This is a genomic window from Microcystis sp. M49636_WE2, from assembly GCF_030065375.1.
Classification (GTDB): Bacteria; Cyanobacteriota; Cyanobacteriia; order Cyanobacteriales; family Microcystaceae; genus Microcystis; species Microcystis aeruginosa_C.
The window spans coordinates 1-1,759 of record NZ_JASJFG010000483.1; the positions used below are offsets into that span (position 1 = coordinate 1).

Consider the following 1,759-nt stretch of genomic DNA (forward strand, 5'->3'; position numbering starts at 1 on the left):
TGGTGATCGCGCCACCACTCGTTGGGAATTTGCCGCAGGTTTAAACGCTTGTTTAAACGTCATGGAACGTTTAATTCAAGATGGTGTCGGTGTACTCAGAGAAGATATCGATAAATTAAAACGTCTTGTTCAAGAATTTGAGACCGAACTAGCGGCTTTAGGGGCTAGAGTAGATAACCTGGAACAGCGCGTTGCTTTCTTGGAAAACAATCAATTTTCCACCACCACCAAACTCAGAGGTGAGGTAATCTTCAGTGTCGCCGATAGCTGGGGTGGTCGAGCTGCCATTAGAAATACCAACGGTACGGTAACTGGCGCCAGCAATCAAGATCAAAGTCAAACAGTATTTAATAATCGGGTTCGTCTCAACTTTGAAACCAGCTTCACTGGTAAAGATTTGTTAAGAACCCGTTTACAAGCAGGTAACTTTAACAACACTTTCAACCAAAGTGGTCCGACGAGAACCAACATGACCCGTCTGGCATATGATGACGGTCGTGACAACGATGTAACCATCGATGACTTGTTCTACCGCGCTCCCATCGGCACTCCCTTCGGTAACATCACCGTTTGGGTTGGTGCTAACCAGTTAAACCTTGATGACGTTTTCATCACTGCTAACCCCTTCCTCTCCGATAGCGGTACGGGTGCTTTATCTCGCGGTCAACGCTACAATAACATCGTCTTCCGGGGTCCTTCTGGGACGGGTGCAGGGGTTCGATTCAAGGTCGGCGATATTTTCCAAGTTACAGGGGCTTATCTGGCCGGTAGTGGTGCCTCCAGTCCTGAACCGGGTAAAGGTTTGTTCAATGGTTCCTACAGTGCTGGCGCGCAAGTAGGTTTCTCCTTCATCAAATTTGCCGATATTAACTTCATCTACGTTCGCAGTTATCAAACCGCGGCTGATATTAGTTCTGGTTTATTCGGTAACGTCAGCAGCCCTCTGACTGAGCGTCCCTTCGGTAACGTTCCCACTGTAGCTAACCGTTTTGGTTTACAGGGTAGTGCCCAAGTTATCCCTGGAGTCTTAAATATAGGGGCATGGGCTGGTTATGCCGATGCCAAGGCCACAGGAGCTAATGGTGCGATCGGAGATAATACCGCCGATATCTGGTCTTGGAACCTTAATCTTTCTGTCCTCGACCTCTTTGCGGAAGGTGCGGCATTCTCTTTAGGTGGTGGTCAAGTACCCCGTTCCGATAAAGAAAGCAGAACCTCTTACATGGTAGAAGCTCAGTATAAGTTCCCAGTCACCAAAAACATCCTGATTACCCCCGGTGCCTATGCGGTCTTCAACGGTAACAACGAAGGTAACGCCATTTTGGTCGGTGTCATCCGGACAACTTTCCGTTTCTAAGCTGAGTTGACGAAGTCGATAAATAAGAACGGTGGGATTTATAAATCTCACCGTTTTTTTACTTTTAACTTTTCACTGGGTATAACCATTTATGAGAAGATGATCGGAGCGTCCCAAACGCTGCTATATTTACTTAGCCTATTTAGTTGCTTATCTATGCACTCTCTGTCTTTCCCCCGTCGCACTAAAATTGTGGCCACGATTGGCCCGGCCTCGCAAAATAAGGAAACATTACGTCAGATGATCAAGGCGGGGGCGACAACATTTAGATTAAACTTTTCCCATGGCGATCACGATTACCATCGTCACAGCATTAACCTGATCCGTCAGTTAGCCTTTGAACTCAATCAACCGATTGGCATCCTTCAGGATCTACAGGGGCCAAAAATTCGTTTAGGTAAA

Annotated in this window: 2 protein-coding genes; both read left to right on the forward strand. The window is 46.8% G+C overall.

The genetic code is table 11. The features are described from left to right. The coding region (locus PX484_RS11375) for an iron uptake porin (protein WP_288103881.1) at positions 1-1,357 on the forward strand (1,357 nt) is incomplete at its 5' end. Between the two features lie 156 nt (positions 1,358-1,513). Further along, positions 1,514-1,759 (forward strand): pyruvate kinase (locus PX484_RS11380; protein WP_288103883.1); only part of this gene is annotated, 246 nt, incomplete at its 3' end.